Genomic DNA, 25,026 nt, shown 5'->3' with positions numbered 1-25,026 from the left:
TCCCTGGCAGGTCGCACCCCCGCTCAGCCCGTCGGCCCACCGGCCGTCGATCGACCAGCACCGTCGCCCTGACCAGGTGGCACCTGCGCAGACGCCGAGAACCGCGATCCCCGCCCCGCCTGGCTGGCAGCAGTCGTGCCGTGCGTGCACAGTCTGTGGACACGCATGTGGACGCCGTGTGCCCGCCGGGCTCGTGCCCGGGGCCCGCGGGGCCGACGTCGGCGGGCCACCCGGGAGGGCACCGGCACGCTCCGAGGAGGACACCACCCATGACCGATGCCACGGTCGACCTGGGAGGAGTCTGGGACCAGATCCGCGAGCGGCTCGCCGCCAGCCTCTCCCCCCAGCAGAACGCGATGCTGAACCTGACCCGTCCGGTGGGTGTCTTCGAGGACACCGCCGTGCTGGCCGCGCCCAACGAGTTCACCCAGACCGTGCTCGAGTCGCGGATGCGGCTGGTGCTGGCCGAGGCGCTGTCCCAGGAGTTCGGCCGTGACATCCACGTCGCGGTGCAGCTGGAGGACGTGCCGTCCGCACCCGAGCAGCTGACCATCGGCGAGCCGCCCACCCGGCGCCCGTGGTCGGCGGCCGACGCCGACCGCGAGGAGGAGGACCGCGCCGCGCGCGCCCAGGCCGACGACGGGCGCAGCGCCTTCGGTGTCCGCTCCGACCCCACCCGACCCGACCCGCTGCGCCAGGACGGCCGGGCCAGCCACTACCCCGAGTCCGGCGACGGCCGCGACTGGTCCCGCGGGCCCTACCGCGACGACCGGGGTGACCGGGACACCGGACGCGGCGACGGCCCGCGCGCAGCACCGGCCTGGGACCGGGACCGCGGCTGGGACGAGCGCCGCCCGGATGCTGCCGGCCGGGACGACCGCCGGGACGACCGCCGGGACGGCGACCGGGGCTGGGCCGGCGACGACGGTGGCCAGGCCGACGTGCTCACCTTCGACAACGCACGGCGGGCCGACTCCCGCCGTGCCTCCGACGACGACGGCCCGCCGGCGTCCCGGGACCAGCGCGGGGGAGACCAGCGCGGTGGGGACCGGCGCGGACCCGGCGGCGTCGCGCAGTTCGCCGACCGCAACCGGGCCGCCGGGCTCGACCCGGGCCTCAACGCCAAGTACGTCTTCGACAGCTTCGTCATCGGCAACAGCAACCGCTTCGCCCACGCCGCGGCGGTCGCCGTGGCCGAGGCGCCGGCGCGGGCCTACAACCCGCTGTTCATCTACGGCGACTCCGGGCTGGGCAAGACCCACCTGCTGCACGCGATCGGGCACTACGCGGCCCGGATGTTCCCCAACGTGCGGGTGCGCTACGTGTCCACCGAGGAGTTCACCAACGAGTTCATCAACCTGGTGCAGTCCGGCCGGGCCGAGGACTTCCGCCGCCGCTTCCGGGACATCGACTTCCTGCTCATCGACGACATCCAGTTCCTGGAGCGCGCCGAGCGGACGCAGGAGGAGTTCTTCCACACCTTCAACACGCTGCACAACGCCAGCAAGCAGATCGTGATCACCTCCGACCGGGCGCCGAAGAAGCTGACCACGCTGGAGGACCGGCTGCGCACCCGCTTCGAGTGGGGCCTGATCACCGACGTCCAGGCACCGGACCTGGAGACGCGCATCGCCATCCTGCGCAAGAAGGCGTGGGGCGAGCGGCTGCAGGCGCCGGACGCCGTCCTGGAGTTCATCGCCAGCAAGGTGCAGACCAACATCCGCGAGCTCGAGGGCGCGCTGATCCGGGTCACCGCCTTCGCCAGCCTGAACAAGCAGCCGGTCGACCTGTCGCTGGCCGAGATGGTGCTCAAGGACCTGATCAGCGACGAGCAGGGCCCGCAGATCACCGCGGCGATCATCATGGCCGCCACCGCCGAGTACTTCTCGGTGACGATGGAGGAGCTGCAGGGCGCCAACCGCAGCCGCACCCTGGTCAACGCCCGGCAGATCGCCATGTACCTGTGCCGTGAGCTGACCGAGCTGTCGCTGCCCCGCATCGGGGCGTCCTTCGGCGGCAAGGACCACACCACGGTCATGCACGCGGTCAAGAAGATCACCGGGCTGATGAGCGAGCGCCGGGCCACCTACACCCAGGTCACCGAGCTCACCGCCCGGATCAAGAGCCGCGCCCGCCAGTAAGGCCCCGTCCAGAGGCTCACCCGAGCGTGCGAGGGACGAGGGGGACGGGGTCCTTCCTCCTGGCGAGGTGACCGTGCGGTGGTCGGCGGCGCTGCCGGGTCGACTCCTCGACCTCGTCCGTGCAGGTGGGGCGGGGGTCGGGCGGCCGGTGGGGACCACGCTGAGTGACGTCCGGGACGCCACGCGTGCTGTGACGGAGCCGTCACACCAGCAGGGTTCTCCCCAGGAATGTGCACAGGTGGGGGAAAACGCGTCCCGCGCGGGTCACGAAGCGTGACCCGGGACGGCGTTGTCCCCAGCCCTGCCGACAACCTGCGGGCTACCAGGGGAGAGGGGGTGGACACAACGGCCGACCGGTGCACAGATGTCGACTTCTCCACTGGTCGACCCCGACGACGTCGTCACCACCCACAGCTCACCAACAGGCCTGTTCGGGGGCTGACCTGGGCGAACGGGTGATGTCCCCAGCTTCCACACCAGTGATGACGAAGATGAGCTGTATCCCGGAGAAGTCCTTGAACCACATCCAGGCTGGGGAGCACCGGCCCGGACCGCACCGCGGGAGTCCAGGACCAGGAGCGCACCGACCAGGCAGATCGGCCGACCGGGTGTGCCATCGGGAGGGGCAGCACGCGAAGATGTGCACCGACGGCGGGCCGACCGGCCGCCGCCAGCCAGCAGGGCCAGCGAGCAGGATGGGGTCGTCATGAAGTTCCGGGTGGCACGTGAGGTCCTGGCCGACGCCGTGGCCTGGACGGCCCGCAGCCTGCCGCCGCGGCCCTCGGTCCCGGTGCTGGCCGGGATCATGCTGGACGTCGAGGGCAACACACTGTCGGTCTCCGGCTTCGACTACGAGGTCTCCGCCCGCTCCGAGGTGGACGTGCACGCCACCGACGGCGGCCGCGCCCTGGTGCCCGGCCGCCTGCTCGCCGAGATCACCCGGGCGCTGCCGCCGCACCCGGTGGAGATCGTCGCCGAGGGCTCCCGGCTGTCGATCAGCTGCAGCAACGCCCGCTTCTCGCTGCCCACCCTGCCGGTGGAGGACTACCCCTCGCTGCCCTCGATGCCGTCGGCCGCCGGGGTCGTGGAGAGCGACGCCTTCGCCGAGGCCGTCGGGCAGGTCGCGATCGCCGCCGGCCGGGACGACACCCTGCCCATGCTCACCGGCGTCCGGTTGGAGATCGAGGACGACCTGGTCACCCTGGCGGCCACCGACCGGTACCGGCTCGCCGTCCGCGAGTTCGCCTGGCGCCCGGAGACCCCGGGCCTGACCGCCGCCGTGCTCGTCCCGGCGCGCACCCTCGCCGACGCGGCCAAGACGCTCACCAGCGGGCCCGAGGTGGTGCTGTCGCTGTCCTCCGGCACCTCCGGGGAGGGCATCCTCGGCCTCTCGGGCAAGGACCGGCAGACCACCACCCGGCTGCTGGACGCCGAGTTCGTCAAGTACCGCGCGATCATGCCGAGCTCCTCGACGTCGTTCGCCACGCTGCCGGTCGGCATGTTCACCGACGCCGCCAAGCGCGTGGCCCTGGTCGCCGAGCGCGGCACCCCGCTGCGCTGCGAGTTCACCCCGGGCACGGTGACCCTCAAGGCCGGCGGCAGCGACGACGAGGGCCAGGCGGAGGAGCGCTGCGACGTCGAGTTCGACGGCGACCCGCTGACGATCGGCTTCAACCCGACGTTCCTGCTCGACGGCCTGGCCGCGGTGCACACCGAGCGCGCCCGGATGGACTTCACCAGCGCGCTCAAGCCCGCGGTGCTCTCCGGGGTCGAGCCCGAGCGCGACCCGGACGCCGCGGAGAAGCCCGCGGTGCGCCCCGGCAGCTACCGGTACCTGATCATGCCGGTCCGCCTCCCCGGCTGACAGGAGGACCTCCTCGCCCCCCGGGACCACGCTCTGCGCGGCCCGGGCCCGGCGAGGAGGCCGTTCCAGCCGTGATCGGGGGCCGACGCGCGGGCGTCGGTACGGGCGAGCACGATGACGAGCGAGGACCGCTGCGCGCGGCGTGCAGCGGCCAGGACCGACCAGAGGGAGACGACGTGCAGCTGGGGCTGATCGGACTGGGCAAGATGGGCGGCAACATGGCGGAGCGCATCCGCCGGGCCGGCCACGAGGTCATCGGGTACGACAACGCCCCGGGCAAGCGGGACGTCGACAGCCTGGAGGCACTCGTCGCGGCGCTGGAGGCCCCGCGGGTGGTGTGGGTGATGGTGCCCAGCGGCGACCCCACCCGGCAGACCGTGCGGGCCCTCGGTGAGCTGCTGAGCGAGGGCGACGTGATCGTCGACGGCGGCAACTCCAAGTTCACCGACGACAAGGTCCACGCCGACGAGCTGGCGCCCAAGGGCATCGGCTACGTCGACGCCGGCGTCTCCGGCGGCGTCTGGGGCCTGGAGAACGGCTACGCGCTGATGGTCGGCGGATCGGTCGAGGACGTCGCCAAGGTGCAGCCGGTCTTCGACGCGCTCAAGCCGCCGGTGTCCACCGAGGAGCAGACCGCCGGCGAGGCCGGAGCCGGCTTCGTGCACGCCGGGCCGGTCGGCGCCGGGCACTTCTCCAAGATGGTCCACAACGGCATCGAGTACGCGATGATGCAGGCCTACGGCGAGGGCTACGAGCTGCTGGCCGCCGTCGACCTGGTCGAGGACGTCCCCGGCGTCATCGCCTCCTGGACCCAGGGCACCGTCATCCGCTCGTGGCTGCTGGACCTGCTCGTCCTGGCGCTCAAGGAGGACCCGGGTCTGGACCGGATCACCGGCTACGCCGAGGACTCCGGCGAGGGCCGCTGGACCGTCGAGCAGGCGATCGAGAACGCCGTGCCCATGCCGGCCATCTCGGCGTCGCTGTTCGCCCGCTTCGCGTCCCGGCAGACCGACTCGCCGACCATGAAGGCCGTCGCCGCGCTGCGCAACCAGTTCGGTGGGCACGCCGTCCACGCCGTGGAGGCCGTGAAGCCGGAGGCCGAGAAGCCCGCCTGATGAAGGACCCCCCTGCCCCCCGGGACACGCTTCGCGCGCCCCGGGACCCTGCAGGGGGGCCGTTCGGTCGGGCTTCAGGGGTGGACGCTCCAGTCGGGAGGGTGGGGGCGTGTACCTGAGGCACCTGCAGGTCGGTCAGTTCCGCAGCTGGGAGACGTGCGACCTCGCGCTGACCGCCGGCCCGACGGTGTTCGTCGGGCGCAACGGGCAGGGCAAGACGAACCTGGTGGAGGCGGTCGGGTACCTGGCGACCCTGAGCAGCCACCGGGTGTCCTCCGACGCCCCGCTGGTGCGGCACGGGGCGCCGCAGGCCGTCGTCCGGGCGGCGGTGCGGCGGGACGACCGCGAGCTGCTGGTCGAGGTGGAGATCAACCCGGGGCGGGCGAACCGGGTGCGGGTGAACCGGTCGCCGCTGCCCCGCCCGCGCGAGGTCCTCGGGCTGGTGAAGACGGTGCTCTTCGCCCCCGAGGACCTCGCGCTGGTGCGCGGCGACCCGACCGAGCGGCGCCGGTTCCTCGACGACCTGCTGGTCAGCCGCACCCCTCGGATGGCCGGGGTGCGCAGCGACTACGAGCGGGTGCTCAAGCAGCGCAACGCCCTGCTCAAGACCGCGCGGCTGGCCCGGGGCAACGCGCTGGCCACCCTGGACGTCTGGGACACCCACCTCACCGAGCTCGGTGCCCAGCTGCTGGAGGCACGGCTGCGGCTGGTCACCGCCCTGGCGCCGCACGTGTCCGCCGCCTACGCGGAGGTGGCCGGGCCCGGCGCGGACGCCGTCGGCCTGGGCTACACCAGCACCGTGCCGCTGGCCGGCGACGGGTCACCGCTGGCGCCCGGCGCCCCGGTGCCCGGCACGGCGGAGCTGACGGCGGCGCTGCGTGCCCGGGTCGAGGAGCGCCGCCGGGACGAGGTGGACCGCGGGGTGACCCTGGTCGGGCCGCACCGCGACGACCTGGTGCTGCACCTGGGCCCCGCGCCGGCCAAGGGCTACGCCAGCCACGGGGAGTCCTGGTCCTTCGCCCTGGCCCTCAAGCTGGCCTGCCTCGCGCTGTTCCGGGACGAGGGCGAGAACCCGGTCCTGGTGCTGGACGACGTGTTCGCCGAGCTCGACCAGGGCCGCCGCACCGCGCTGGCCCGGCTGGCCGTCAGCGCCGAGCAGACGCTGATCACCGCCGCCGTCGCCGAGGACGTGCCGGCGGCCCTGCAGGGCGCCCGCGTCCGCGTCGCCGACGGCACCGCCACCCTCCTGACCCCCTGACCCGCCGGCCCTGCCTGCCGTCCCCGGCCGTTCCCGCGGGAGTGGCCGTGGTCGTCCCAGCCGTTTCCGCGGGAGTGGCCGTGGTCGTCCGGCTGTTCCCGCGGAAGTGGCCGTCGTCGTCCGGCCGTTTGCGCGGGAGTGGCCGGTGTCGTCCGGCCGTTTGCGCGGGAAGGGCCGTCGGGGACCCGGCCGTCGTCGCGACACGGGACGGGAGGTGGGGTCGGGGGCCCGGTGGGTGGGGGACGGCGGCAGGATGGGCTCGTGAGCGAGGAGCGCCCGGCCCGGCCCAGTGACATCGCGCGAGCCGCGCTGGACGCCGCCCGGGCGGCGTCGGCGTCGCGGCCGCGGCCGACCCGGCGGCGGATCGCCGGCCCGCGACGCCGGTGGACCGGCGCGCACCCCGGTGCCGACGACCCGCAGACGCTGGGCTCGCTGGTGCAGTCGCTGGTGCGCGAGGAGGACTGGACGACGCAGACCCTGGTGGGTTCGGTGTTCGGCCGGTGGTCGGCGCTGGTGGGCAGCGACATCGCCGCGCACTGCCGCCCGCAGACGCTCACCGACGGGGAGCTGCTGGTCGTCGCGGAGTCCACCGCCTGGGCCACCCAGCTGCGGCTGCTGGCCCCGACGATCCTGAACCGGCTGCGCGCCCAGGTCGGCGGGGACGTCGTGACCCGGTTGCGCGTTGTCGGTCCGACGGCTCCGAGCTGGAGCAAGGGACCACGCTCGGTGCGCGGACGCGGTCCGCGCGACACGTACGGATAGGGAGAACGACCATGAGCAGCCCCCGCGACCGCGACGGCTTCGACGGACCCGACGGTCAGGGCTGGCGCGAGCCGGAGCACCTGGGCGGTGGCAGCACGCCGGCCGGCCGGCCGGGGCAGGACCCCGCGGGCGCCACGCCGGGTCCCACCCCGGACGCCGGCCCGCCGGCCGCCTGGGAGCCCCCGGGCTGGTCGCTGCCGGCCGCCGAGCCCGAGCGCCCCGTCCGGCCCGCCGACCCGTCGGCCGGCGCCCCGCCGCCGGCCGAGCCGCGGCGTCAGTGGGGCCCCACCCCCGACCAGATCGCCGGCCGCCAGCCCGGGCAGGTCGCCGGCGGCGGGCCGGAGCCGGTGCAGCAGCCGGAGCAGCAGTGGGCCCCGCAGCAGCCGTGGGGTTCCGCCGCCGAGCAGCCCTGGGCCCCCGGCCAGCAGCAGCCCGGTGAGCAGCCCGGTCAGGAGCAGGGCGGGCAGCGCGGCTTCTGGGGTGCCGCCCGCCCCGCCCGCCGCCGCGCCGACCGCGTCGGGGACCAGGTGTTCCGGTACCAGGGCGACCTGGTCGGCGCCCAGGGCTGGGGCATGGACAACGGCTGGGTGCCCTCCGACGGCACCGGCCCGGAGGACGCCGTCCTCGCGCAGCTGGTCGCGGCGTCCCCGGTCCGCCCCTCCAAGGACGACCGGCCGGGCAACGTGCTGCGCGGCCGGCTGGGCAGCCTGGAGCTGGTCGCCTTCGACGTCGTCTACACCTCGGGCCGGTACGCCCAGCCCCGCTGGGCGGTGACCGCGGCACCGGTGCTCGGTGAGCTGCCCTCGTTCCGGCTCTCCCCGGCCCGGTTCTGGAAGCACCGCACCGGGGGCCTGCTGCACCTGCCCAGCGGTGACCCGGAGTTCGACACCCGCTGGGTGCTGCTGGCCCCGGAGGACACCCCGCAGCTGCGCCGGCTGGTCGACGACGTCGTCGTGCGGCAGCTCCTGCTCGGCAGTGACGACGGCGACGAGCTGTGGTCGGCCGCCGGCCACGTGGCCGCGATCCGCCCGGACGGTCACCGGCCGGAGCTGATCCAGCACCAGGGGCGCATCCTGACCGCGGTCGTCGGCGCGCTCGCCGCACTCCGCTGACCGACGCCCCGGTCCGCGCGGAGGACGGGCGGCGCGGCACCGCGACGACGCCGCGCGACCAGGCCGGCGGCGCCGGCCCGCCGTCCTCCGCCGGCAGCACGTCCTCCGCCGGCAGCACGTCCTCCGGCGGGAGCACACCCCCGGGTGACAGCACGGGCCCGCAGCCGCCGCGGACGGCCGGCGTCCGGCAGCTGGTGCCGCTGCTGCGCCCGCACCGTCGCCCGCTGACCGCCGCCGCCCTGCTGTCGCTGGTCGGGGCGGCGGCGGCACTGGCGCAGCCGGCGCTGGTCGCCCGGGTGATCGACGTCGTGGGCACCGACGAGCCGCTGCTGCCGCTGGTCAGCGTGCTGGTCGTCGTCCTGGTGGGGTCGGCGGTGCTCAGCGCGTGGCAGCAGTACCTGCTGCAGCGCACCGCCGAGGGCGTGGTGCTGTCCACCCGGCGCACCCTGGCCGACCGGCTGCTGCGGCTGCCGGTGGTGGAGTACGACCGGCGGCGCACCGGTGACCTGATGTCCCGGGTGGGCGCGGACACCACGCTGCTACGGGCCACGGTCACCTCCGGGATCGTGGACCTGGGCGGGTCGGTGCTGGTGGGCGTCGGCGCGCTGGTGGCGATGGCGCTGGTCGACGGCTGGCTGCTGCTGGTCACCGTGCTGTCGGTGTCGGTCGGTGTGGGCACCGCGGTCGCGGCGGCGCGGCGGGTGCGGGTGCTGTCCCGGCAGGCGCAGGAGCAGGTCGGCGCGATGAGCGCGGCGGTGGAGCGGGCACTGTCGGCGGTGCGCACCATCCGGGCCAGTGGTGCCACTGCGCGCGAGGTGACGCTGGTGGGCGACAGCGCCCAGGGCGCCTACCGGGCCGGCGTCCGGGTGGCCCGGCTGCAGGCGTTGGTCTCCCCGGCCAGCTCGATCGCCGTCCAGGGTGCGTTCCTGGCCGTGCTCGGCCTGGGCGGCTACCGGGTCGCCCAGGGCTCGATCGAGGTCTCCCAGCTGGTCGCGTTCATCCTCTACCTGTTCCTGCTGATCCAGCCGCTGGGCCAGGGCATCCGCGCCTACACCGAGCTGCAGAGCGGGCTCGGCGCGCTGGCCCGGGTGCAGGAGGTGCTCGACCTGACCCCCGAGGACGACGACCGCCCGCAGCTGGGGTCGGCCACCACGTCACCCCGGGTCCCCGTCGCGGGTGACCCCACCCCGCTGCTCGAGCTGGTGGACGTCGACTTCGGCTACCCGGACGGCACCGGGGTGCTGCACGGCATCTCGTTCTCCGTGCCGGCGGGCACCCGCACCGCACTGGTGGGCCCCTCGGGTGCGGGCAAGTCGACGCTGCTGGCACTGATCGAGGGCTTCTACCCGCTGTCCGGCGGCGAGATCCGCTGGGCGGGCACCGACGTCCGGGAGCTGCCGCAGGCGGCGGTGCGGGCGCGGGTGGGCTACGTGGAGCAGGAGGCCCCGGTGCTGGCCGGCACGGTGCGGGAGAACCTGCTGCTGGCCGCGCCGGACACGCCCGAGGACGAACTGTGGCGGGCGCTGGCCGAGGTGGGGCTGACCGGCATCGTGGAGCGCTCGGAGCGGGGCCTGGACGTGCTGGTCGGCGACGACGGCGTGCTGCTCTCCGGCGGGGAACGCCAGCGGCTGGCCATCGCCCGGTCGCTGCTGGCCCGCCCGGCGCTGCTGCTGCTCGACGAGCCCACCGCCAGCCTGGACGCCCGCAACGAGACGCTGCTGCGCGAGACGCTCACCCGCGCGGCGGCCGACCGGGCGCTGCTCGTGGTGGCCCACCGGCTCTCGACCGTGCTGGACAGCGACCAGATCGTGGTGCTGGACGCCGGCCGGGTGGTGGGCGCGGGCACCCACGCCGAGCTGGTGGAGACCAACCCGCTGTACCGCGAGCTGGCCAGGGCGCAGCTGCTCGCCTGAGGGAGTCGAAGGACCCCGGTGCCCCCCGCACCACGCTCCGTGCGGCGCGGGGCCCTGCACCGGGGCCGGCGGCCGGGCCGGTCGGGCCGAGGGGTCGAGACGGTTCCACGTGGAACGGCGTCCCGAGTGGCCGTCGGCGGGCGGAGCCGCCACGCTCTGCTGACCGCCTGCTCCGGCGGCCCTGAGGAGGCGGTCATGGCCGAGTCGACCCGCACCGAGCACGGCACCGGCGGAGAGCAGACCGAGCTGCGCCGGGTGATGGGCCCGGGGCTGCTGTTGCTGTTCATCGTCGGCGACGTGCTCGGCACCGGCATCTACGCGCTGACCGGGCAGGTGGCCGACCAGGTGGGCGGCATCGTCTGGGCGCCGTTCCTGGTCGCGTTCCTGGTCGCGCTGGTCACCGCGTTCAGCTACCTGGAGCTGGTCACCAAGTACCCCCGGGCGGCCGGTGCGGCGCTGTACACGCACAAGGCGTTCGGGGTGCACTTCCTGACGTTCCTGGTCGCCTTCGCCGTGATGAGCTCCGGCATCACCTCGGCGTCCACGGCGGCCCGGGCGTTCGCCGCCAACGCCGCCAGCGTCTTCGGCCTGGAGCTGGGCGAGGGCATCGGCATCACGCTCATCGGGCTGGGCTTCATGGGCCTGGTGGCGCTGGTCAACATGCGCGGTGTGGGCGAGAGCGTGAAGGCCAACGTGGTGCTCACCTGCGTCGAGCTCACCGGCCTGCTGATCGTCATCGGCATCGGGATGTGGGCGATCGGGGTGGGCGAGGGCGACGTCTCCCGGGTGACCCAGGCCGACACCGGGGACATGTCGCTGCTGGGCGGGGTGATCGCGGCGACCGGGCTGGCCTTCTTCGCGATGGTCGGCTTCGAGGACTCGGTCAACATGGCCGAGGAGTGCAAGGACCCCCGGCGGATCTTCCCCAAGGTGCTGCTCACCGGCCTGGCCCTGACCGGCGTGATCTACGTGCTGGTGTCGGTCTCGGCGATCACCCTGGTGCCGGCCGACCGGCTCAGCGAGGGCGACACCCCGCTGCTGCAGGTGGTCGAGGCCGGGGCTCCGGGCTTCCCGCTCGGCCTGTTCGGCGTGATCACCATGTTCGCCGTCGCCAACTCCGCGCTGATCAACATGCTGATGGCCTCCCGCCTGGTCTACGGGATGAGCCGGGAGGGCGTGCTGCCGCCGCTGCTCGGGCGGGTGCACCCCGACCGGCGCACCCCCACGGTGGCGATCCTGTTCACCACCGCCCTGGCGTTCGGGCTGATCACCTTCGTCGGCGCGGTGCCCGACCTGGGCGGGACGACGGCCCTGCTCCTGCTGCTGGTGTTCACCGTCGTCAACATCGCGGTGCTGGTGCTGCGCCGCGACCCGGTGGACGCCGACCACTTCCGGACGCCGACCGTGCTGCCCGTCGTCGGTGCGCTGGCCTGCGCGTTCCTCGCCACGCCATGGGCCGGCCGGCCGGTGGTGCAGTACCAGATCGCCGGCGTGCTGCTGGCGATCGGCGTCCTGCTGTGGGGCGTGACGGTGCTGGTCGGCCGCCGGGCCGGGCGGGGCACGCCCGAGCTGGACCCGGAGCGGCTGGCCGACTGACGCCGGCACCGGCCCCTCCCGCCTGCCGGCACCGGCCCCTGGCCGCCCGTCGGCACCGCCCCCTGGCTGCCGTCGGCGGCGTGTCAGGGGGTGGGGCAAGACCGGTGGTGGTCGATGTGTCGGGAGGGGCGCAGATCCCGTCTGGTGGCGCGGACGGCGCGGTCCTGTCGTCCGGAGGAGGTAGTCTGGGCATGACACATCGCCAGCAGCCGCCTGAGTGCCCCGCTGAGCCCCGGACACCCCCGGTGGCGCACTTGGGCACGGTTGCGTGACAGGAGGGCCACACGTGGTCGCGAGTCCCAACACGGAGACCGACGAGAACACCTACTCGGGCAGCTCCATCACCGTCCTCGAGGGGCTCGAGGCAGTCCGCAAGCGCCCGGGCATGTACATCGGCTCCACCGGCGAGCGCGGCCTGCACCACATGGTGTGGGAGGTCGTCGACAACGCGGTGGACGAGTCGCTGGCCGGCTTCTGCGACACCGTGAAGGTCACCCTGCAGGCCGACGGCGGCGTCTCGGTCGAGGACAACGGCCGCGGCATCCCGGTCGACATGCACCCGGTGGAGAAGCGCCCCACGGTCGAGGTCGTGCTCACGATCCTGCACGCGGGCGGGAAGTTCGACGGCAAGAGCTACGGCGTCTCCGGCGGTCTGCACGGGGTCGGCGTCACCGTGGTCAACGCGCTGTCCACCAGGCTCGACGTCTCGGTGTGGACCAACGGCAGGGAGTGGGCGCAGCACTACGACTACGCCAAGCCCCAGCCGCTGCGCGAGATCGGGCCGACCGACAAGCGCGGCACCAAGATCACCTTCTACGCCGACGACTCGATCTTCGAGACGACGCACTACTCGTTCGACACGATCAGCCGCCGCCTGCAGGAGATGGCCTTCCTGAACAAGGGGCTGACCATCGTGCTGCGCGACGAGCGGCCCGGGCAGGCCAAGGGCGACACCGGCCTGGCCGAGGTGCTGCCGCTGGTCGAGGCCGCCGCACCGACCGGCGAGAGCGAGGTGTTCGAGCCGACCGAGGTCACCTACCGCTACGACCAGGGCCTGGCCGACTACGTGGCGCACATCAACGCCAAGCGCTCGCCGATCCACCGCTCGATCATCGGCTTCTCGGCCGAGGGCACCGGCAAGAACGACACCGCGATGTCCCTCGAGGTGGCGATGCAGTGGTCCGACGCCTACTCCGAGTCGGTGCACACCTTCGCCAACATCATCAACACCCACGAGGGCGGCACGCACGAGGAGGGCTTCCGCGCGGCGCTCACCTCGATCGTGAACCGGTACGCGGTGGACAAGAAGATCCTCAAGGACAAGCCGGAGGACAAGCTCACCGGTGACGACATCCGCGAGGGCCTGGCCGCCATCGTCTCGGTGAAGCTGGGCGACCCGCAGTTCGAGGGCCAGACGAAGACCAAGCTCGGCAACACCGAGGTCAAGGGCTTCGTGCAGCGGGTCTGCAACGAGCAGATCGGCCACTGGTTCGAGGCGAACCCGGGCGAGGCCAAGACGATCATCATCAAGGCCAGCTCCGCCGCCCGCGCCCGCCGCGCCGCGCAGGACGCCCGCAAGATGGCCCGCAAGAACCCGCTGAGCGTGGGCGGGCTGCCGGGCAAGCTGTCGGACTGCCGCTCCACCGACCCGCGCAACTCCGAGGTCTACATCGTCGAGGGCGACTCGGCCGGCGGCTCGGCCAAGTCCGGCCGCGACTCGATGTACCAGGCGATCCTGCCCATCCGCGGCAAGATCATCAACGTCGAGAAGGCGCGCATCGACCGGGTGCTGAAGAACACCGAGGTCCAGTCGATGATCACCGCCTTCGGCACCGGCATCCACGACGAGTTCGACGTCGCCAAGCTCCGGTATCACAAGATCATCCTGATGGCGGACGCCGACGTCGACGGCCAGCACATCACCACGCTGCTGCTCACGCTGCTGTTCCGCTTCATGCGGCCGCTGGTCGAGGCCGGTCACGTCTACCTCGCGCAGCCCCCGCTGTACAAGATCAAGTGGGGCGGGAAGACGCCGGACGACTACGTCTACACCGACAAGGAGAAGGAGTCGCTGCTCAAGCTGGCGGCCGAGAAGGGCCGCAAGCCCAAGGACGACGCCATCCAGCGCTTCAAGGGCCTCGGCGAGATGAACTCCACCGAGCTGTGGGACACCACGATGAACCCCGAGACCCGGGTGCTGCGCCAGGTGACCCTCGACGACGCCGCGGCCGCCGACGAGATCTTCAGCGTGCTGATGGGCGAGGACGTCGAGGCCCGCCGCAGCTTCATCACCCGCAACGCCAAGGACGTGCGCTTCCTCGACGTCTAGAAGGACCCCCTCGCCCCCACCCTTCGCAAGCTCAGGGCGGGCCCCTGCGAGGGGGCCGGGGTGGGTCCCTGCACGGGACTCGACTGATGAGTCCGGTGGACGCCGGCTGTCCACCCGACACACCCCCGGGCGTTGCCCACACGCAACCTGACCAGGACTTTTGTCCACCGCTGTGTACTGACCTGTGGAGAACCGCGTGACTGAGACGACCCCACCCCGCGATCGCGTCGAGCCGGTCGACCTGCAGCAGGAGATGCAGCGCAGCTACATCGACTACGCGATGAGCGTCATCGTGGGCCGCGCGCTGCCCGAGGTCCGGGACGGGCTCAAGCCCGTGCACCGGCGGGTGCTGTACGCGATGTACGACCAGGGCTTCCGGCCCGACCGCAGCTACGTCAAGTGCGCCCGCGTCGTCGGCGACGTCATGGGCAACTACCACCCGCACGGTGACTCGGCGATCTACGACGCCCTCGTCCGGCTCGCCCAGCCGTGGGCCATGCGCTACCCGCTGATCGACGGCCAGGGCAACTTCGGCTCCCCGGGCAACGACCCGGCCGCCGCCATGCGGTACTGCATCACTGCAGACTCCCTGATCAGGACGGTCCAGGGCACCGTGCCGATCGGAGAGCTCGCCGAGGGGATGGCGCCGAACTCCGAGCGGGAGCTGGGCCTCAAGGTGCTCGACCGCAACGGCGATCCGGTCGTGGCCAGGACGGTGTTCCACTCCGGCGATCACCCGGTGAGGACGCTGACCACCACCGGTGGCTTCTCGCTCACCGGGACGGGCAACCACCCGGTGCTCTGCCTGGTGTCCGTGCTGGGTGTGCCGACGCTGCTGTGGAAGCTGCTCGACGAGGTGGCAGCCGGTGACCGGGTCGTGCTCCAGCGGACTCCCGCGGAGGAGACCGGCACGGCATCCGCCGGCGAGGCGGACGCCGCGCTCCTCGCCGGTGCCTTCGTCAGTGAGGGCTGGGTGTCGTCGGAGCGAGCGGGGTTCAACAACCTGGACCGCGACTACTTCGACCGGGTTCTCGATGCCTACGACCGCCACGTGGGTGGCCGCCGCTACACGTCGTCCCGGGTCATCGCCTCGGGCAACCTGCTGCACGAACTCGACATCCAGGACCTGACCGCGTTGATGGACAGTGACCTGGGCGAGATGGTGGGCCAGCGCAGCCACGCCAAGCGGGTGCCCGGCTCCGTGTGGCGCGCCGAGCCTGCGGTCAAGCGCATCTTCCTGCAGGCCCTCTTCGAGGGTGACGGGTCGAGCTCCCTGCTGCCGCGGAACTCGATGCAGATCAGCTACTCGACCCGTAGTGACCGGCTGGCCCGCGAGGTCCAGCAGCTCCTTCTCGAGTTCGGTGTCGTGTCTTCGCTCTGCCGCTACGCCAACGGCGAGATCAAGGTCGTCGTGAGCAACCGGCGTGACGCCCGCGCGTTCGCCGGTCGGGTCGGGTTCCTCGGTCGTAAGCAGGGCACGCTGGAGGCTCAGCTGGCCCAGGTGCCGTCGACCAGCACCGCGATGTCCACCGACCACGTGCCCTTCGTGGCCGACTTCCTCCGCGCGGTGGGCGCCGAGCGGTGGACCGAGCGCGACTGGCTGCGCCGGCACAACATCGACCGCGTCGAGCGGTGGGAGCGCGATCGCGAGCTCATCGAAGCGCACATCACGAACGCCGAGGCTCTGGACGTGGTGGCGCCGCTGGTCGACGGTCGCTTCCACTACGCGGAGGTTGCCTCAGTGGTCGACGCCGGGGTGGCGCCGGTGTTCAGCCTCAAGGTCGAGTCCGACGACCACTCGTTCATCAGCAACGGGTTCGTCAGTCACAACACCGAGTCACGACTGACCCCGCTGGCCATGGAGATGCTGGCCAACATCGACGAGGAGACCGTCGACTTCCAGGCCAACTACGACGGCAAGAACCAGGAGCCGGTGGTCCTGCCCGGCCGCATCCCGAACCTGTTGCTCAACGGCTCCGCCGGCATCGCCGTCGGCATGGCCACCAACATGCCGCCGCACAACCTGCGCGAGGTCGCCGCCGCCGTCTTCTGGATGCTGGAGAACCCCGAGGCCCAGGCCGAGGAGGCGCTCACCGCGTGCATGGAGCGCGTGCTGGGCCCGGACTTCCCCACCCACGGCCTGATCGTCGGCCGGGACGGCATCGAGGACGCCTACCGCACCGGCCGGGGCTCGGTGCGCATGCGCGCCGTCGTCACCGTGGAGGAGGACTCCCGCGGCCGGGTGCAGCTGGTGGTCACCGAGCTGCCCTACCAGGTCAACCCGGACAACCTCGCCGAGTCGATCGCCGACAGCGTCCGGGACGGCCGGATCGCCGGCATCTCCGAGATCGCCGACGAGTCCAGCGACCGGGTGGGCCGCCGGCTGGTGATCACCCTGCGCCGCGACGCCGTCGCCAAGGTGGTGCTGAACAACCTCTACAAGCACACCCAGCTGCAGACGACGTTCGGCTGCAACATGCTGTCCATCGTCGACGGGGTGCCCCGCACGCTGCGCCTGGACGAGCTGATCCGGCTGTGGGTCGCCCACCAGGTCGAGGTCATCCAGCGGCGCACCCGCTACCGGCTGCGCAAGGCCGAGGAGCGCGCGCACCTGCTGCGCGGCTACGCCAAGGCCCTGGACCAGCTCGACGCCGTCATCGCGCTCATCCGGCGCAGCGAGTCCTCCGAGACCGCGCGCACCGGCCTGATGGAGCTGCTGGACGTCGACGAGCTGCAGGCCACCGCGATCCTCGACCTCCAGCTGCGCCGGCTGGCCGCCCTGGAGCGGCAGCGGATCCTCGACGAGCTGGCCGAGATCGAGGCCCGGATCGCCGAGCTGCAGGCGATCCTCGCCTCCCCGGAGCTGCAGCGGCAGATCATCCGCGACGAGCTGGCCGAGATCGTGGAGAGGTACGGCGACGACCGGCGCACCAAGTTCGTGGCCCACGACGGTGACGTGTCCATGGAGGACCTCATCGCCGAGGAGGAGGTGGTCGTCACGATCACCCGCACCGGCTACGCCAAGCGCACCAAGAGCGACCTGTACCGCAGCCAGCGCCGCGGCGGCAAGGGCGTCATGGGCGCCGCGCTCAAGCAGGACGACCTGGTGCAGCAGTTCTTCGTGGGCTCCACCCACGACTGGATCCTGTTCTTCACCAACAAGGGCCGGGTCTACCGGGCCAAGGCCTACGAGCTGCCCGAGGCCAACCGCACCGCCCGCGGCGCGCACGTGGCCAACATCCTGGCCTTCCAGCCGGACGAGAAGATCGCCCAGGTCATCCAGATCAAGGACTACACGGTCGCCCCGTACCTGGTGCTGGCCACGGCCGGCGGCCAGGTGAAGAAGACCCGGCTGGCCGACTTCGACTCCCCGCGCACCGGTGGCGTCATCGCGATCAACCTGCGCGAGGGCGACGAGCTGGTCGGCGCGGCGCTGATCAACCCGGACCAGAACCTGCTGCTGGTCACCCAGAAGGCCATGTCGATCTGCTTCAAGGCCGACGACGAGCAGCTGCGCCCGATGGGCCGGGCCACCGAGGGCGTGCGCGGCATCTCCCTGGGCGGCGACGACCGCCTGCTGTCGATGATCGTCGTGCAGGAGGGCGTCGACGTGCTCGTGGCCACCGAGGGCGGCTACGCCAAGCGCACCGGGATCGAGAACTACCCGGAGCAGAACCGCGGCGGCAAGGGCGTGCTCACCGCCGACCCGAAGTCGCGCAAGGGCGTGCTGGTCGGTGCGCTGGCGGTGGTGCTCGGCGACGAGCTGTACGCCATCACCTCCGGCGGCGGGGTCATCCGCACACCGGTCAACGGTGTCCGGCACAACAAGGACCGCGCGACGATGGGTGTCAAGCTCATGAACTTGCCGGAAGACGTCTCGATCGTCGCGATCGCCCGGACGACGGACAACGACGAGCCCGGCGCCTAGTCTGGGGTCACCTGGCTGGTCCGCCGGGCGAGACGTCGCCGTCTCGCCCGGCGTCCGTGCGGCCAGTACGGTTCTGACCGGCGTGTACGCGCCGCCTGCGCCTCGCGCGCCGGACGCAGACGAGCGCGCGCCGCTCGAGGACGGGAGACGAGCATGGCCGACCGGCCAGAGGGTGCCGTGCGCACCGCCGCGCGGTCGGGCCGACGCGGCTCGTCCACCCCGGCGGCCACCGGCAGCCCGTCGACCCAGGAGATGCCCGCCAGAGCGAGTGCCGGTGGGGGGCCGCCAGCCGGCGCCGCCACCGGGTCGGCCGCTGCCCCTTCGAACGCCAGGAGTGCTCCGATGTCCCCCAACGACACGGCCCAGACCAGCGCCCTGGCGACGGGCGCAGCGACGGGCACGCGCGGTGCCGCGCCGGCCGGCAGTCCCGGCCGCACCGGGGCAGGGGCCACCGGTCGCGGGAACGCCGCAGGCCCGAACGCCGCGGAGAGCACGACCGAGAGCAGCGGGCGCGGGCGGTCGGCGCGCGGACCCCGGCGGGCCCGGCTCCAGCTGCGCAACCTGGACACCTGGTCGGCGCTGAAGATCTCCCTGGTGCTGTCGATCGCGTTCTTCTTCGTGTGGATGGTGGCCGTCGGGCTGCTCTACGGGATCCTCGGCGGGCTGGGTGTCTTCGACACCCTCAACGACCTCATCGGGCAGCTGAACACCACCGCCACCGGTGGCGAGGAGGCGGCCACGGAGTTCATCACCCCCGGCATCGTCTTCGGTGGCGCCGCGGTGATCGGTGCGATCAACGTGGTGCTGTTCACCGCCCTGGCCACGGTGGGCACCCTGATGTACAACCTGTGCGCCGACCTGGTCGGTGGCCTGGAGGTCACGCTCGCCGAGCGCGACTGAAAGAGGACCCCGTCCTCCTCACCCCACGCTCTGCGCGGGGCGAGCCTCGGGACGGGGCCTGTTCCAGCGCCTGCAGCGGGGCCGTTCCATCCCCGCACCCCCCGTGATGGGTCAGGCGGGCAGGCAGGTAGGCTCGACGAGGTTCACGGGCCTGTAGCTCAGGCGGTTAGAGCGCATCCCTGATAAGGATGAGGCCGGAGGTTCAAGTCCTCCCAGGCCCACTCGTGCACCTCCCACCGGGATTCTCCGGTGGGCCGGCAGTCCGGTCACCGCTCCGGCGGGGCGACGGCGGAGGAGACCAAGCGTGCTGAAGAAGCTGGCTCTCGCGGCCCTCGCCGCCGGCGCCCTGGTCGCGGTCCGCCGGAAGTCGGCCACCCCGGGCGACGCCGACCTCTGGGCCGAGGCCACCCGCGGTCCGCAGTCCGTCAGCACACCGACCGGCAGGCCCACCGGCTGACGTCGGAGCGGGGCATCCGCCCCGCTCCCGTCGTCCGGGGACGTAGCTCAATTGGCAGAGCACCGCCTTTGCAAGGCGGGGGTTAGGGGTTCGATTCCCCTCGTCTCCACCAGCACGTCGTCGACGTCGCCATGCCTCGGACGGCTCTCGTCCGTCGAGGCCCACCATCGCACGGGAGCTGGTGCCCGTGGACGTGTACCTGCTGTGGCACATGCGGCCGCTGGAGGGCCAGGAAGAGCTCGATCCCGAGGTAGACCCCATCGAGACCGACGACAAGCTCTGCGGCGTCTTCTCGAGCGAGGCTCAGGCAGAGGCCGCTCGCCGACAGTTGATCATCCAGCCTGGCTTCATCGAGTACCCGGACGACTTCTACCTGGGAGCACACCCACTGGACGAGATCACCTGGACCGAGGGGTTCACGTGAGCCGGCGAGCAGCGTCGCTCCGGGCGTGAGAGGGTCCACGGCCCCGACCGCTCGCTGAACAGCGAGGGACCATCGAGCTCAGCCCTGGGTCCTGTCCGGCGAGCGACCTGGCTGGCATGGGGGGCACGAACTCCCGCCAGGATGGCCTGATGCAGTCCACGTCGTCGCCGCCGAGCTCCTCCCCGTCGTCGTCGCTCCTGGCCGGGGGCCGGTGGTGCAGGTGGGCGTGAGCCCGCAGCGGGACCCCGACCCCCGGCCGATGACCGCTGACGAGGCAGAGCTGCTGGACGCCGTCCTCGGGCACGAGTTCCCCGGTGTACTTGAGCTGCGAGAGCAGGCTCGCCAGGTGCGGGTGTCCCCCGGGTGCGCGTGCGGCTGCGGCACCCTGGACCTCCACGTGCCGGACGGAATGCCGCGGTCGTCGGCGGCGAACCCCGTGCAGGTGGACATGGGGGTCGTGGACGCCGACGGGGACCTGGTCGCCACGCTCCTGCTGTTCGTGCACGACGGTTGGCTGTCCAGCCTGGAGGTGGCCGGCTGGCTCGAGGACCCCGTCGCGCTGCCGCGTGTGGAACAGCTGCGCTGGGACCTCGACCTGTCCCTGCCGGGCCGACCAGCGCGCCGTGGGGCCGCACGACCTGCCTCGGACGACGAGGGTGCGGCCCCTCCGTCCAGGCCGGGGTGGGACAGTGGTGGGCGTGACTGAACAGACCCCCGCCGCACGGCGCGCCGTCCTGCACACCAACCACGGCGACATCACCGTCGACCTCTTCCCCGACCACGCGCCCAAGACGGTCGCGAACTTCGCGGAGCTGGCCGAGGGCAGCCGGGAGTGGACGCACCCGCAGACGCGGCAGAAGACCACCGACAAGCTGTACGACGGCACCATCTTCCACCGGGTCATCCCCAACTTCATGATCCAGGGCGGCGACCCGCTCGGTCAGGGCACCGGCGGCCCCGGCTACCGCTTCGGCGACGAGTTCCACCCCGACCTGGCCTTCTCCAAGCCGTACCTGCTGGCCATGGCCAACGCCGGCCCGGGCACCAACGGCTCGCAGTTCTTCATCACCGTCGCCAACACCCCGCACCTCAACCGCAAGCACACGATCTTCGGCGAGGTGGCCGACGACGCCAGCCGCCAGGTCGTCGACGCGATCGCGGCCACGCCCACCGCGCGCGGTGACCGCCCGCTGGAGGACGTCGTGATCACCTCGGTCGAGGTGCAGCGCAGCTGAACGAGAGCACCGGTCCGGGGGGTCCGGCACCGTCGGGCCCCCGGGCGGCCCGGGGGGTGCCGGCATGACCGAGCAGCCGGCGCCCCCGGCCACCACCTGCTACCGGCACCCCGACCGTGCCACCGGTGTGAGCTGCGTCCGGTGCGGGCGACGGATCTGCCCGGACTGCATGCAGCCGGCCTCGGTGGGGTTCCAGTGCCCGGAGTGCGTCCGTGCGGGCCGGGCGACCGTCCGGCAGCCCAAGCGGACCACCGGGCTGCGCCTGGCCGGCCAGCGCTTCGGCCCGGTCACCTCCACGCTGATCGCGGTGAACCTCACCGTCGGCGTGGCCACCTTCGTGTCCGCCCTGGTGGCCGGCGGCAACCCGGTGAGCTCCTTTGCCTCGCCGCTGACCGACGCCTTCCGGCTCAGCCCCTACGACCTGGCCCAGGGCGAGTGGTGGCGGGTGGCGACCAGCGCCTTCACCCACGTCAGCCTGGTGCACCTCGCGTTCAACATGCTCGCGCTGCTGCTGTTCGGCTCCGAGCTGGAGCGGATGATCGGACGGGGACGGTTCCTCACGGTCTACCTGGTCTCCGCCCTGGGCGGCGCGGTCGCCATCGAGCTGTTCGGTGCGTTCCTCGGCGGGGTCGTCGGTGCCTCCGCGGCCATCTACGGGCTGCTCGGCGCGTTCGGCGTGGTGCTCCTGCAGCGCCGCCAGGACATCCGCGGCCTGGTCACGCTGATCGCCATCAACGCCGTCGTCAGCTTCCTGCCCGGTGTCTCGCTGCTGGGCCACGTCGGCGGGTTCGTGGCCGGCGTGCTCACCGCCGCGGCCCTGCTCCTGCGGCCCCGCTGGGCGGCCGTGGCGGCGGTCGTCGTCCTGGTCCTGGTGTGCGTGGTGCTGCTGGCCGCGCAGGTCCGGCTGGTCTGAGCCCGCAGGATCGATCAGCCGAGCTGATCACCGTCCGGCCGAGCTCACCAGCGCTGGTGAGCTCGGCGAGGGTCTGATCAGCTGAGCTGATCACCGCTGAGGTCACAGGCCGGTGGCGCCCCGGGCCCAGAGGACGGCGGCGACCTCCTCGGGGTCCGCGCCGAGGTCCCACCGGCCGAGCACCAGCAGGACGGCGTCGTCGCCGGTGTCCTCCAGCTCGAGGGTGCGCGAGCGCGTCCCCAGCCGCCGGGTGGTGCGCACCGTCGCCCGCAGCCGCGGCCACCCGACCGCCACGCGACCCCCCAGCGTGCGGACGACGGCGCCGTCGGCGTCCACGGCGAGCCTCGGCCGCAGCAGCACGTCGCGCAGCGCCAGGGCCGCCAGGAGCAGCGCCGCGGCACCCAGCAGCGCGCGGCCCACCGGGTCGGCACCGAGCGCCGCTCCGGCCAGCAGCACGGCACCCAGGGCGAGCAGGACCGGCTGACCGGTGCGGGGGGACCACTGCACGTCGCCCAGCGTCCCAGGTCGGGAACAGTCAGCACTGACGGCCAACGGGGTTACGATGCGGCGAGGGTGCCCACCGCCACCGGTGCGCACCGGTTCGAGCCAGTCGACGAGGAGTGGTCCCCCATGCGAGATGCCGTCATCTGCCAGGCCGTGCGCACCCCGGTGGGCAAGCGGGGAGGGGGGCTGTCCGGCGTGCACCCCGTCGACCTCTCCGCGCACGTGCTCGGCGCGCTGGTGCAGCGCGCCGGGATCGACCCGGCCGAGGTCGAGGACGTGTTCTGGGGCTGCGTGAGCCAGGTCGGCGAGCAGGCGGCCAACATCGGGCGCAACGCGGTGCTCACCGCCGGCTGGCCGGAGACCGTGCCGGCCACCACCATCGACCGGCAGTGCGGCTCCTCCCAGCAGGCGCTGGCGTTCGCCGCCGCGACGGTGATCAGCGGCCAGGCCGACGTCATCGTCGCCGGCGGTGTGGAGGCCATGAGCCGGGTGCCCATGGGGTCCTCGACCGGCGAGGGCACGCCGGGCCGGCCCTGGTCGGAGGCGTTCCTGCAGCGCTACGACGGCGTGCACCCCAACCAGGGCGTGGGCGCGGAGATGATCGCCGAGCGCTGGGGCCTGTCCCGCACCCAGCTCGACGAGTACTCGCTCTCCTCGCACGAGAAGGCGGCCAAGGCGCAGGCCGACGGTGCCTTCGACGAGCAGATCGCCCCGGTCACCACCCCCGACGGCACCGTGGTCAGCGCGGACGAGGGCATCCGCGCCGGTGGCACGCTGGAGAAGCTCGCCTCGCTCAAGACCCCGTTCAAGCCCGACGGCGTGATCAGCGCCGGCAACGCCAGCCAGATCTCCGACGGCGCGGCCGCGCTGCTGGTGACCACGTCGGAGAAGGCCCGCGAGCTCGGGCTGACCCCGATCGTGCGGGTGCACACCACCGTGATGGCCGGCGACGACCCGGTCATCATGCTCACCGCGCCCATCCCGGCCACGCAGAAGCTGCTGCAGCGCTCCGGGGTCGCGCTGGCCGACATCGGCGTGTACGAGGTCAACGAGGCCTTCGCGCCGGTGCCGCTGGCCTGGCTGCACGACCTCGGGGCCGACCCGTCCCGGATCAACGTCAACGGCGGCGCCATCGCCCTGGGCCACCCGCTCGGCGGCTCCGGCGCGCGCATCACCACCACCCTGGTGCACCACATGCACGCCACCGGCACCCGCTACGGCCTGCAGACGATGTGCGAGGGCGGCGGCATGGCCAACGCCACCCTGCTGGAGCTGCTCGACGCCTGACCGGCGGCCCCCCGCGCCGCCCCCACCCCGCCAGCACAGCCCTCGTCCGCCCGCGGACGGGGGCTGTGCTGCGTCCTGGCCAGCTCACCTGCCCTCTCCTCGCCCGGGGTGGGCGGGACCGGTGGGGCAGGCCGGACGACGCCTTCCGTCGTCCACAGGCGGGTCCACATGTCCACCGGTGCCCGGGGGACGACCACTGTGGACGGCGACCCGGGTGGCCCCCGGCAGGGGCTCCGGATGCGGTGTGAGGGGCCGTTCCGTCGGGCGCGCCGTGGATGGTGGGACGCGTGTGACTCGCGGGTCGGCCGGTGACCCGGCGACGGTCACCATGACGGCGTGTCACGGGCCGGACACGCCGCCTTCGCGGCCGTCCCCCGCTCTCCACAGCTGTGTGCACAACTGGGGACGGACTTACACCGGTGTAGTTGGGGACGGGCCCGGCGCTCTCTCCCGCGGTCGTCCGGGACTTCGGGGCCCATCGGGGCGCTCGGACCCCCGGCGTCTGTCCACAGCGGTGGACAAACCTGAGGGAAACCCCGGCGGGGGGCCTGTGGAAGCAGGGGGGTCGAGGTCGCCGTCCCCGGCCCGTCGACCGGTCGTCGAGTCGACCCGGCCGGGAGGGTCGGCAGGGCCTGGACGGAGCAGTCCGCCCGGGCGCGTCGCGTCGTCCCCGGCCGTGTCCGCAGCGGCTGCGGTACCGCGGCGTCCCGAGGGGCAGCACAGCCCCGTCCTGTGGACAGCGGACGACCAGGGTCGGTCCGGGCGGCGTCCGACGGCCGGTGGTCGGGGCCGAGAACGCACGAGGCCCCCGTCCCTGGGGGACGGGGGCCTCGGGGGCGGGTGGGTCAGCGCCAGCGCATCGACATGATCAGGCCGGCCACCATGGCGCCGAAGCCGACGGCGAAGTTCCAGGCGCCCAGCGACACCATGAACGGGATGCGGTCGCCGGCGACGTAGTAGACGACGATCCACACCAGGCCGATCACCATCAGCGCGACCATGACCGGGGCGTACCAGCGCGGGCTGGGTGCGGCCGCGGCGCTGCGCGCGGCAGCGGAGGGCAGCACGCCCTGCGGCGGGGTGTAGACCGACTTCTTGCGCACCTTGGACTTGGGCACCGGACGAACTCCCTCCAGGGCCGGTCGCTCGTCTCCCGGCCGCGTCGCGCACCAGCCTAAGCTGCACAGGGTCCCTGTTCGTGCGCGACCAGGCGCGTCGCACGCCGACCTGACCCGGTCGGGGTGCCACCGTGGGGCCGGTACGCCGCCCCGGTCCGCGCGTCCCGCCC

The 25,026-nt window shown here is 73.0% G+C and carries 19 protein-coding genes and 2 tRNA genes; 19 read left to right on the top strand and 2 right to left on the bottom strand.

The genetic code is table 11. The features are described from left to right. Window positions 1-269 precede the first annotated feature (269 nt). The 18 genes from dnaA (at window position 270) to G1H19_RS14785 (ending at window position 21,947) form a co-directional block, all read left to right on the top strand. Window positions 270-2,141, top strand: coding sequence for a chromosomal replication initiator protein DnaA (dnaA, locus tag G1H19_RS14865; RefSeq protein WP_152731562.1), 1,872 nt, complete (start codon window positions 270-272; stop codon window positions 2,139-2,141). Between the two features lie 718 nt (window positions 2,142-2,859). Continuing rightward, window positions 2,860-4,005, top strand: a complete 1,146-nt coding sequence (gene dnaN, locus G1H19_RS14860) for a DNA polymerase III subunit beta (protein WP_328593537.1) — start codon at window positions 2,860-2,862, stop codon at window positions 4,003-4,005. 176 nt (window positions 4,006-4,181) lie between these two features. Next, window positions 4,182-5,120 carry a phosphogluconate dehydrogenase (NAD(+)-dependent, decarboxylating) gene (gnd, locus tag G1H19_RS14855; RefSeq protein ID WP_162393389.1) on the top strand — a complete coding sequence of 313 codons (939 nt, stop codon included), beginning with the start codon at window positions 4,182-4,184 and terminating at the stop codon, window positions 5,118-5,120. 109 nt (window positions 5,121-5,229) lie between these two features. Further along, entirely contained in the window at window positions 5,230-6,378 is a 1,149-nt protein-coding gene (gene recF / locus G1H19_RS14850; RefSeq protein WP_162393388.1) for a DNA replication/repair protein RecF, read from the top strand. 261 nt (window positions 6,379-6,639) lie between these two features. Continuing rightward, on the top strand, window positions 6,640-7,140 hold the full coding sequence (locus G1H19_RS14845; RefSeq protein WP_162393387.1) for a DciA family protein: 501 nt from the start codon (window positions 6,640-6,642) through the stop codon (window positions 7,138-7,140). An 11-nt stretch (window positions 7,141-7,151) separates the two neighbouring features. After that, the gene (locus G1H19_RS14840) at window positions 7,152-8,252 is read left to right on the top strand and encodes a hypothetical protein (protein ID WP_152731560.1); all 1,101 of its coding nucleotides are present in this window, start codon (window positions 7,152-7,154) and stop codon (window positions 8,250-8,252) included. Window positions 8,253-8,446: 194 nt separating this feature from the next. After that, a complete protein-coding gene (locus G1H19_RS14835) occupies window positions 8,447-10,165 on the top strand; it encodes an ABC transporter ATP-binding protein (protein WP_235928265.1) in 1,719 nt (572 codons plus the stop codon). 195 nt (window positions 10,166-10,360) lie between these two features. Beyond that, window positions 10,361-11,761 carry an APC family permease gene (locus G1H19_RS14830; protein ID WP_152731559.1) on the top strand — a complete coding sequence of 467 codons (1,401 nt, stop codon included), beginning with the start codon at window positions 10,361-10,363 and terminating at the stop codon, window positions 11,759-11,761. A gap of 286 nt (window positions 11,762-12,047) precedes the next feature. Then, entirely contained in the window at window positions 12,048-14,090 is a 2,043-nt protein-coding gene (gene gyrB / locus G1H19_RS14825) for a DNA topoisomerase (ATP-hydrolyzing) subunit B (protein WP_162393386.1), read from the top strand. Between the two features lie 196 nt (window positions 14,091-14,286). Beyond that, a complete protein-coding gene (gene gyrA / locus G1H19_RS14820; RefSeq protein WP_162393385.1) occupies window positions 14,287-18,018 on the top strand; it encodes an intein-containing DNA gyrase subunit A in 3,732 nt (1,243 codons plus the stop codon). A gap of 342 nt (window positions 18,019-18,360) precedes the next feature. Beyond that, entirely contained in the window at window positions 18,361-18,918 is a 558-nt protein-coding gene (locus G1H19_RS14815; RefSeq protein WP_235910171.1) for a DUF3566 domain-containing protein, read from the top strand. A 147-nt stretch (window positions 18,919-19,065) separates the two neighbouring features. Then, window positions 19,066-19,139 (top strand) — tRNA-Ile (locus G1H19_RS14810). Window positions 19,140-19,222: 83 nt separating this feature from the next. Then, entirely contained in the window at window positions 19,223-19,375 is a 153-nt protein-coding gene (locus G1H19_RS22655; protein WP_174278105.1) for a DLW-39 family protein, read from the top strand. 36 nt (window positions 19,376-19,411) lie between these two features. Further along, window positions 19,412-19,487, top strand: a tRNA-Ala gene (locus G1H19_RS14805). Between the two features lie 75 nt (window positions 19,488-19,562). Further along, on the top strand, window positions 19,563-19,799 hold the full coding sequence (locus G1H19_RS14800; RefSeq protein ID WP_162393384.1) for a hypothetical protein: 237 nt from the start codon (window positions 19,563-19,565) through the stop codon (window positions 19,797-19,799). A gap of 259 nt (window positions 19,800-20,058) precedes the next feature. Then, window positions 20,059-20,505, top strand: coding sequence for a hypothetical protein (locus G1H19_RS14795; protein WP_162393383.1), 447 nt, complete (start codon window positions 20,059-20,061; stop codon window positions 20,503-20,505). Next, window positions 20,498-21,034 (top strand): peptidylprolyl isomerase, encoded by a 537-nt coding sequence (locus tag G1H19_RS14790; protein WP_162393382.1) that lies wholly within the window; start codon window positions 20,498-20,500, stop codon window positions 21,032-21,034. Before G1H19_RS14795 ends, G1H19_RS14790 begins: the two co-directional genes overlap by 8 nt. A 64-nt stretch (window positions 21,035-21,098) precedes the next feature. Continuing rightward, window positions 21,099-21,947, top strand: a complete 849-nt coding sequence (locus G1H19_RS14785; protein WP_162393381.1) for a rhomboid family intramembrane serine protease — start codon at window positions 21,099-21,101, stop codon at window positions 21,945-21,947. A gap of 102 nt (window positions 21,948-22,049) precedes the next feature. Here the strand turns inward: G1H19_RS14785 and G1H19_RS14780 are convergent, their stop codons facing one another. Then, window positions 22,050-22,454: a PH domain-containing protein gene (locus G1H19_RS14780; protein WP_162393380.1), complete on the bottom strand. Its 405-nt coding sequence runs from the start codon at window positions 22,452-22,454 to the stop codon at window positions 22,050-22,052. A 123-nt stretch (window positions 22,455-22,577) separates the two neighbouring features. Between G1H19_RS14780 and G1H19_RS14775 the strand changes: the two genes are divergently transcribed. Next, window positions 22,578-23,738 (top strand): thiolase family protein, encoded by a 1,161-nt coding sequence (locus tag G1H19_RS14775; protein ID WP_152731556.1) that lies wholly within the window; start codon window positions 22,578-22,580, stop codon window positions 23,736-23,738. A gap of 845 nt (window positions 23,739-24,583) precedes the next feature. Here G1H19_RS14775 and crgA read toward each other — a convergent pair. After that, a complete protein-coding gene (gene crgA / locus G1H19_RS14770; RefSeq protein WP_162393379.1) occupies window positions 24,584-24,856 on the bottom strand; it encodes a cell division protein CrgA in 273 nt (90 codons plus the stop codon). Window positions 24,857-25,026: the final 170 nt, after the last annotated feature.

The organism is Goekera deserti, from assembly GCF_010685995.1.
Lineage (GTDB): Bacteria > Actinomycetota > Actinomycetes > Mycobacteriales > Geodermatophilaceae > Goekera > Goekera deserti.
The sequence above is the reverse complement of the archived record's forward strand: the minus strand, read 5'-3'. Positions and strand labels throughout refer to the sequence as shown.